This window comes from Actinomycetota bacterium, assembly GCA_040881665.1.
In the GTDB taxonomy this organism is placed as follows: Bacteria; Actinomycetota; UBA4738; order UBA4738; family HRBIN12; genus JBBDWR01.
In genome coordinates this window covers 313,307-320,202 of the sequence record JBBECT010000004.1, presented here as the reverse complement: position 1 = coordinate 320,202, position 6,896 = coordinate 313,307, and the positions used below count along the sequence as shown (strand labels likewise).

General features: G+C 69.7%; 9 protein-coding genes. 2 read left to right on the top strand and 7 right to left on the bottom strand.

Features of this window, described 5'->3' with window-relative positions:
* Together WEF05_02505 and WEF05_02500 are read left to right on the top strand one after the other, a co-directional pair.
* Window positions 1-468 (top strand): GNAT family N-acetyltransferase (locus WEF05_02505; GenBank protein MEX1100773.1); only part of this gene is annotated, 468 nt, incomplete at its 5' end.
* 34 nt (window positions 469-502) lie between these two features.
* Complete coding sequence (locus tag WEF05_02500) at window positions 503-730, top strand: hypothetical protein (GenBank protein ID MEX1100772.1); 228 nt, start codon at window positions 503-505, stop codon at window positions 728-730.
* Window positions 731-748: 18 nt separating this feature from the next.
* On the opposite strand, the gene WEF05_02495 is transcribed toward WEF05_02500, so the two are convergent.
* From WEF05_02495 to murJ, 7 genes are all read right to left on the bottom strand, one after another.
* On the bottom strand, window positions 749-1,822 hold the full coding sequence (locus tag WEF05_02495) for a peptidoglycan-binding protein (GenBank protein MEX1100771.1): 1,074 nt from the start codon (window positions 1,820-1,822) through the stop codon (window positions 749-751).
* 64 nt (window positions 1,823-1,886) lie between these two features.
* On the bottom strand, window positions 1,887-2,216 hold the full coding sequence (gene trxA / locus WEF05_02490) for a thioredoxin (GenBank protein MEX1100770.1): 330 nt from the start codon (window positions 2,214-2,216) through the stop codon (window positions 1,887-1,889).
* Between the two features lie 164 nt (window positions 2,217-2,380).
* On the bottom strand, window positions 2,381-3,307 hold the full coding sequence (trxB, locus tag WEF05_02485; protein ID MEX1100769.1) for a thioredoxin-disulfide reductase: 927 nt from the start codon (window positions 3,305-3,307) through the stop codon (window positions 2,381-2,383).
* A gap of 71 nt (window positions 3,308-3,378) precedes the next feature.
* Window positions 3,379-4,188, bottom strand: a complete 810-nt coding sequence (locus WEF05_02480) for a zf-HC2 domain-containing protein (GenBank protein MEX1100768.1) — start codon at window positions 4,186-4,188, stop codon at window positions 3,379-3,381.
* 2 nt (window positions 4,189-4,190) lie between these two features.
* Entirely contained in the window at window positions 4,191-4,838 is a 648-nt protein-coding gene (locus tag WEF05_02475) for a sigma-70 family RNA polymerase sigma factor (GenBank protein ID MEX1100767.1), read from the bottom strand.
* A gap of 48 nt (window positions 4,839-4,886) precedes the next feature.
* Complete coding sequence (locus tag WEF05_02470; protein ID MEX1100766.1) at window positions 4,887-5,294, bottom strand: hypothetical protein; 408 nt, start codon at window positions 5,292-5,294, stop codon at window positions 4,887-4,889.
* Window positions 5,291-6,880, bottom strand: a complete 1,590-nt coding sequence (gene murJ / locus WEF05_02465; GenBank protein ID MEX1100765.1) for a murein biosynthesis integral membrane protein MurJ — start codon at window positions 6,878-6,880, stop codon at window positions 5,291-5,293. Before murJ ends, WEF05_02470 begins: the two co-directional genes overlap by 4 nt.
* Window positions 6,881-6,896 lie beyond the last annotated feature (16 nt).

The window sequence follows — 6,896 nt, the reverse complement described above, 5'->3', positions numbered from 1 at the left end:
GACCCGGCCGTCCCCGACCCGGCCGTCCCCGACCCGGCCGTCCCCGACCCGGCCGTCCCCGACCCGGCCGCCCCCGGGATCGGTTTCGCGCAGTACGCGCCGTCCACCCTGTTCCCGCGCAGGCTACGGTTCACCTCGGGAGCGGCCACGTCCGACGACGCGCTCTATCTCGCCTACGTGTACGTGGAGGAGGGACACCGGGGCGAGGGCCTCGGATCCGCGCTGGTTCGCGACGTGGCCCGAGCGACCGCCGATCGGGGATTCGACGCGCTCGAGGTGGTCGGCGACCGGCGCTGGGACGGCAGTTGGGTGCTCCCGGTCACATTCCTCGCGGCGAACGGGTTCCGCGTCGTGGTCGACGACGAACGGTTCCCCCTGCTCCGCCTGGACATCCGCGCCCGTACGGAGCCGCTCCGTTCCGAGGCGGCGCTGACCCTTCCCCAGCTCGAGCCGCCCGGTGTAGGGTGAGCGCGTTCGTCAGCGAGCAGGGGAGGCTCGTCGGATGATCGCCTACATCGTGAAACGTCTCGCCGTTGCGATCCTCGTGATCGGTGTCGTCGGCGCGATCGCGCTTCCGTCGCGAGAGCTCACGTTCTGCGCGCGGTTCTCGTTCCTCGAGTGCGGATCCGACCCGCAGCTGTACATGCGGTGGGCCCTCGTCGGTGTCGGTGCGCTCGTGGCCCTGTTCATCGCGACGATCACCTGGGCGATCGAGCGCGCCCGCCTCTGAGCCGGTCCCTCCGTCGCTTCACGTCGAGGTCGGCGCCCCGAGGAACTCCTCGATCGCGTCGGCGACCGAGACGGCCACGCCGCGCCGGAACGACGGATCTCGCAGCCGTTCCTCGTCGTCCGGGTCGAGGACCCGGCACGGGGCGACGATCACGGCGGTCATGCGCGTTTCGCGGAGTATCGAAACGGCGAGGCGACGGGTCCCCGACACCTGCACGTCCAGGGCGGCGGACATCCGTTCGACGAGCAGGCCCGCGAGCCGTTCTCCCATCGGCGAGTAGGTCGACTCGGTTCCGAAATAGGCCGCGCTGCAACCCTCCTCGGGTCCACCGAGTTGGAACGACACGCACAGGCCGGCACCGGCGGCGTTCGCGGCAGCCGCCCGTTCGCTCGACGAGGCGAGCTCCGCCCCGTCGACTCGCTCGGACACGAGGATCGGCACCGCGCTCCGTCCCCGAAGTTCGGCGGCGAGTTCTGCGGCGAGGTCGCGCGTGGCGGCCGCTTCGGCGAGGCCAGAGGGGCCGGTGACGGCCTCCTCGCCGGGTCCGATCCCCGCGTCGATCGCGACGACCGCACCCTCGAGCGATGCGTGGAGGGAACGCACGGCCTCCGCCTCGCGGACCACGGCCCGGCTCGTCGCGGCGTCGTCCGGACGAAGCCGCGCCATCGCGGCGATCGTGTCGGGTCCCACGATCCCGTCGATCTCCTGTCCCACGTTGCGTTGGAAATCGCGGGTCGCGCCGTCGGTCTCCCGTCCCAGGATCCCGTCTTCCTTCCCGGCGTCGAACCCGAGGCCGTTCAACCGTCGCTGAAGCTCGCCGACGTCATCGCCGCGCAGGAAGGGATAGCGCAGGTAGAGGGTGCGATCTCCGAGCCGGTAGCCGGCCTCGACGAGCTGGCCCCACGTGTCGGGTCCGACGAGGCCGTCCACCGGCAGGCTGCGGGAGTGTTGGAACGCGCGCACGGCCTCGAGGGTGGTGCTGCCGAAGCGACCCTCGAGCTCGTCGGGGGAGATCGCATGGCCGAGGGCGACGAGCCGGTGCTGAACGTCGCGCACGTGCTCGCCGCGGTCGTCGGTGCGGATGATCCTCACCCGTCCGAGTATCGCAGGAGCGCCTCCTCACCCGGGGCCGCTCGTGCGAGGGAACGGGTCGCGATCAGGCGGAGATGTGCGGCTCGATCTCCTTGAGGAGGGCGTCCTTGCCCTTCGCCCCCACGACGCGCGCGACTTCCTCGCCGCCTTTGAACAGGATCAGGCTCGGGATCGACATCACGCCGTACTTGCGGGTCATCTCGGGGTTGTCGTCGATGTTCAGCTTCGCGATGCGCATCGCGCCTTGGTGCTCGCGACCGATCTCCTCGACCACGGGCGAGACCATGTGGCACGGGACGCACCACTCCGCCCAGAAGTCGACGAGCACCGGGGCGTCCGATTGCAGCACGTCCGCCGCGAAGCTCTGGTCGGTGGTCTCATCGATGTCCGCCACGGGTGGTCCTTTCTCCTCTTGGTTGGATCTCTTGGTTGGATCTCTTGGTTGGATCTCGCTGGTCTCGGCTCTTCGTGCGGGCTGCCGCACGCGCGGCTGCCCGACCCTCGTAGAACGCCCAGGCGGCCCCGGAGATTCCCGGGACTCCCCACGCAGGCCGGCCCTCAGTGGCCCTCGGCTTCGAGGAACCGCTCGGCGTCGATCGCCGCCTTGCACCCCATCCCGGCGGCGGTCACGGCCTGCCGGTAGATCGTGTCGACCACATCGCCCGCGGCGTAGACACCGGCGACGTTCGTCAACGTCCGCGGTTCCTCGACGACGATGTAGCCGTTCGCGAGTTGGAGCTGGTCGGTGAACAGCGACGTGTTCGGTCGGTGCCCGATCGCGACGAAGACCCCGTCTGCGGGGAACTCGCTGAGCTCCTCGCTGTTCACGTTGCGGAGCTTGACGCCGCTCACCTCACCCTCGCCGAGGACCTCCTCGACGACGCTGTCCCAGACGACATCGATCTTCGGATGATCGAGCGCCCGGTCCTGCATGATCTTCGAGGCACGGAACTCGTTGCGGCGGTGCACGATCGTGACCTTCGACGCGAATCGGGTGAGATAGGTCGCCTCTTCCATCGCGGAGTCACCGCCTCCGACGACGACGAGCTCTCGGTCGCGGAAAAAGAACCCGTCGCAGGTGGCGCAGGTCGACACGCCCCGGCCGCGGAGTTGGTCCTCGCCCGGGACGCCGAGCCATATCGCCGAGGCGCCGGTGGCGACGATCAGGGTCCGAGCGTGCCACGTCTGGTCGCCGGCGGAAACGGGGAAGGGCCGCTGCGAGAGGTCGACCTCGGTCGCGGCCTGGTGGAGCAGCTCCGCGCCGAAGCGCGCCGCTTGCTTCTCCATCGACTCCATCAGCTCGGGGCCCATGATCGCGTCCGGGAACCCCGGGTAGTTCTCGACCTCGGTGGTCAGCATCAGCTGGCCACCGGCGTCGATCCCCTTCAGCACGAGGGGCTCGAGGTTCGCACGGGCGGCATAGAGGGCGGCCGTGTGTCCGGCCGGCCCCGATCCCAGGATGACCACATTGCGGGCGTCGCTCATCGGACGAAATCCTCCCATACCGTCCAACGGTCGCCTATTCCCGATCGTTCCCCGGGGGTGACCGCCGGTGGTCAGAGTCGGTCGGTCGTGACGGCGAGCACGCGGCAGTCCTTCTGCCGCACGGCCCAGGCGACCACCTTCGCGGGCGGTTCATCCACGCGGAACACACCGATGTAGGCGGGCTTGCCGTCGTAGGTGGCCTCGATGACGCGAAGGGCCACTCCTCCCTTGGTCGCCTCGGCCCACCGCTCCACGCACGCGATCGCGGGGGCGAACTCTTGGAGCCGCTCCTGGCTCGGAGCCGCCCCACTCGGCTGCGGGTTCTCGGTCGTCTGCGCGGCGAGAGCCGCGAGGGAGGGCTGGTCGAAGTCCTGGGAGCTCCGCTCGACCGCGGGGGGGCGTGCCGCAGCAGGAGCCGACTCGTCGGCCGCGTCCGCGCCACCGCCGGAGACCTCCTCGAGACCGGTCGAGGTCGATGCGTCGTCGTCTCCACCGCGCGGGACGACCACGATCGCTCCCAGCACTACGAGCGAGGCTGCGGCGGTCGCAACCAGCACCCGCCAGGCAAGGCCGGTCGCGCGCCGCCGTTCCCCGCGACGACCGGCGGCCCAGGACCCCTCGTCGCCGTCGGGGGTCTCGTCGTCCGCCTCGCCCGCGACAGCGCGGTCGAGCGCCCGGATCACGGGACGGAGGGTGCCTGCGGGCACGTCGGCCTCGGCGATCCGTCCCGCCGCCTCGCGTCCCGCGCGGGCGAGCCGGAGCTCCTCCCGGCAGTCGGCACACATGGCCAGGTGATCCTCGAGTTCGCTGTGCTCGTCGGCGTCGATCGTGCCGTCGACCTCGGAGGTCATGAGTTCGTCGATCCGTGGGATGTGCGGCACGGCTACAGCTCCCGGGTCGATCGTTCGTCGGATCCGCCGGACCCGGCCGCGTTCGCCGGGCGGTCTCCGGGGTTGGACGACCTCGCGCTGCCGCGGGGTTCCCTTGTACCCTCCGGATCGATCTTGGAGGCGAGCGCGATCCGCCCTCGGTGTAGCCGGGAACGGACCGTGCCGATCGGCACGTCCAGCACCGACGCCACCTCCTCGTAGGGCAGATCGAGCACATCGTGGAGCACGAGCGCGGTGCGGAACTCGACCGGGATCCGTGCGAGCGCGCCGGCGGCGTCGAGGGATCCGGCGGTCTCGTCCGCGTGATCGGCGACTGCCGGGTCGGAACGGGCGGTAGCGTCGTCGTCCTCGGCGGGTGCGAGGAGGGGCGCGCGTCGTTCCTTGCGCAGCAGGTCGAGGCTCGCGTTCACGGTCACGCGGTGCAGCCAGGTCGTGAAGGCGCTGTCGCCGCGGAACTGCCCGAGCTTGCGGAACGCGGTCAGCCACGCCTCCTGGGTCGCGTCGCGCGCGAGCTCGGCGTCGCCACACACGCGCAGGGCGAGGTTGTAGGTCCGGCGTTCGTGGCGCTCGATCAGCTCGGAGAACGCCGAGGAGTCTCCCCGCTGCGCCCGCTTGACGTCGAGGGCATCGGGATCGTTCACGATCGAGGGGAGGCCGGCGGCGATCCCCGACGCATCAGGCCCGTGACATCACAGCGTCGGTCCGCTGGAGGTCGAGGTGGCGGACGCGTCCGCGAGGTCCGAGAGGAAGTCGAGCCGCTTGACGACGATCGTCGTAGCGCTGTCCCGCACGGTGATCGTGATCTCGTCGCCGGCGATCTCGCAGCCGCCTTCCTTCGGAACCCTGGCGGTCTGGCTCTGGGTCGCCACGAGCTCGATCGCGGCCTCGCACGCCTGTGCTCCGCTATCGGTTCGGTTCAACGCGCCTGCGCCCTCGAAGGCCGCCTGCTCGGAGAGATCGTTCACCCGGTACTTCGTCACGAAGATCGAGGCGGCGTCCATCCCGACGATCGCGAGCACGACGACGACCAGGAGGAAGATCACGATGCCTCTGGTCACCAGGCCTCGCTCGTCGTTGTGATCCGCACGTCCGATCATCCTCGGAACCTCGCCGTCAGGGTCTCCTTCACGGTATCGACCTCGTCGATCCGCAAGATAAGCGCCGCACCGACGAACACAAGCACCCCGGCCGTCACCGAGCCGAGAACCTGGAGGGCTCGGCTCGGGAACCCGGTCACCGGAACCAGCTCCTCGAGCCCGATCGCGACCCCCCAGGCGACCGCTCCGGTGGCCGCGGAGGCACCGACCACGCGCCCGACCGTGCTCAAGGTTCGCCTGCCTTCGAGGCGTCCCACCCGCCGCCTGAGCACGAGCAGCGCGAACGCGGTCGCGAACCAGTACCCGACCGAGAACCCGAGCGCCAAGCCCTGCACCCCGAGATCGAGCACGAAGTACAGGAAGAGGTTCGCCGCGATCGTCACGGCCATCGCGGCCACGTTGATCAGCGCCGGCGTGCGGCTGTCCTTCTGAGCGTAGAACGCACGCAGCAGCAGCTGGAACAACGAGAAGGGGAACAGGCCGATCGCGAAGGGGATCAAGGCCGAGGCGATCAGCTCCGCAGACGCCTCGGAGGTGTTCCCGTAGGCGAACAGCAGCCGCGTGATCGGCAGCGAGAGGGCCAGGTACCCGAAGGCGGCGGGGATCAGCACCACGGCGGTCAACCGCATCCCCTCGCCCAGCAGCGAGCGATAGCCCGGAACATCGTTCGCGCTCCAACGCGCCGACAGCCGGGGCAAGAGCGCGGTGAACACGGAGACGGAGAAGATCGCGTGGGGAAGCTGGAACAGGATGAACGCGAACGCCCACGCCGCCGTGAAGTCACCCTGCTCGCGCGTCGCGATCTTGATCACGACGAACAGACCGACCTGGTTGACGGCCACGTAGACGACGGTCCACTTGGCCAGATGTGCGATCCGCGAGACCGCCTCGTGCCGGAACCGGAAGTTCCATCTCCAGCGCCATCCGGTGCGTCGCAATGTCGGCCAGAGCGCGACCGTCATCGCGACGACACCCAAGGTCGTTCCGATCGCGAGCACCGACTTCTGCGCGAGGCTGATCGTCTCCGGACTGGCCGGATCGGGGCCGGGCATCAACACGAAGGTCACGAACGTCCCGATCGCGACGAGGTTGTTGAGGACGGGGGCGAACATCGGTGCGGCGAAGCGTCGGTGGGCGTTCAGTAGTCCGGCCGCGACCGCGCCGAGCCCGTAGAAGACGATCTGGGGTGCGAACCAGCGCAGGAAGAACGCTCCGAGTGATCGGGAGCTCTCCGGGACGTCGCCGGCCATGTAGAGGTCGATGATCGCGGGGGCGAGCAGGATGCCGAGCAGGGCGACCGCGGCGAGCACCGTGAAGGTCAGCGTCATCACGCGATGCGCCACATCCCAGGCCTCGGTGTCCCCGTGGTGCTGGCGCCAGTCGACGAAGACCGGGACGAACACCGAGGACAACACCCCCCCGAGCACGAGTTCGTAGACGATGTTCGGAGTGGTGTTCGCGACGTTGTAGGTGTCCGCGAGGCGATTCTCCGCGACCCCGAGCGCGGCGGCCATCGCGGCGAGGCGAGCGAACCCGGTCAGCCGGGACAGCGCGGTACCGATCGACATCACCGCGGTGTTGCGCACGATCGCTTCGCGCGAG

Excerpts from the sequence above, each read along its gene's own strand:
- WEF05_02500 (MEX1100772.1), top strand. The coding sequence starts at position 503 with ATGATCGCCTACATCGTGAAACGTCTCGCCGTTGCGATCCTCGTGATC.
- trxB (MEX1100769.1), bottom strand. The coding sequence starts at position 3,307 with ATGAGCGACGCCCGCAATGTGGTCATCCTGGGATCGGGGCCGGCCGGA.
- WEF05_02470 (MEX1100766.1), bottom strand. The coding sequence starts at position 5,294 with ATGATCGGACGTGCGGATCACAACGACGAGCGAGGCCTGGTGACCAGA.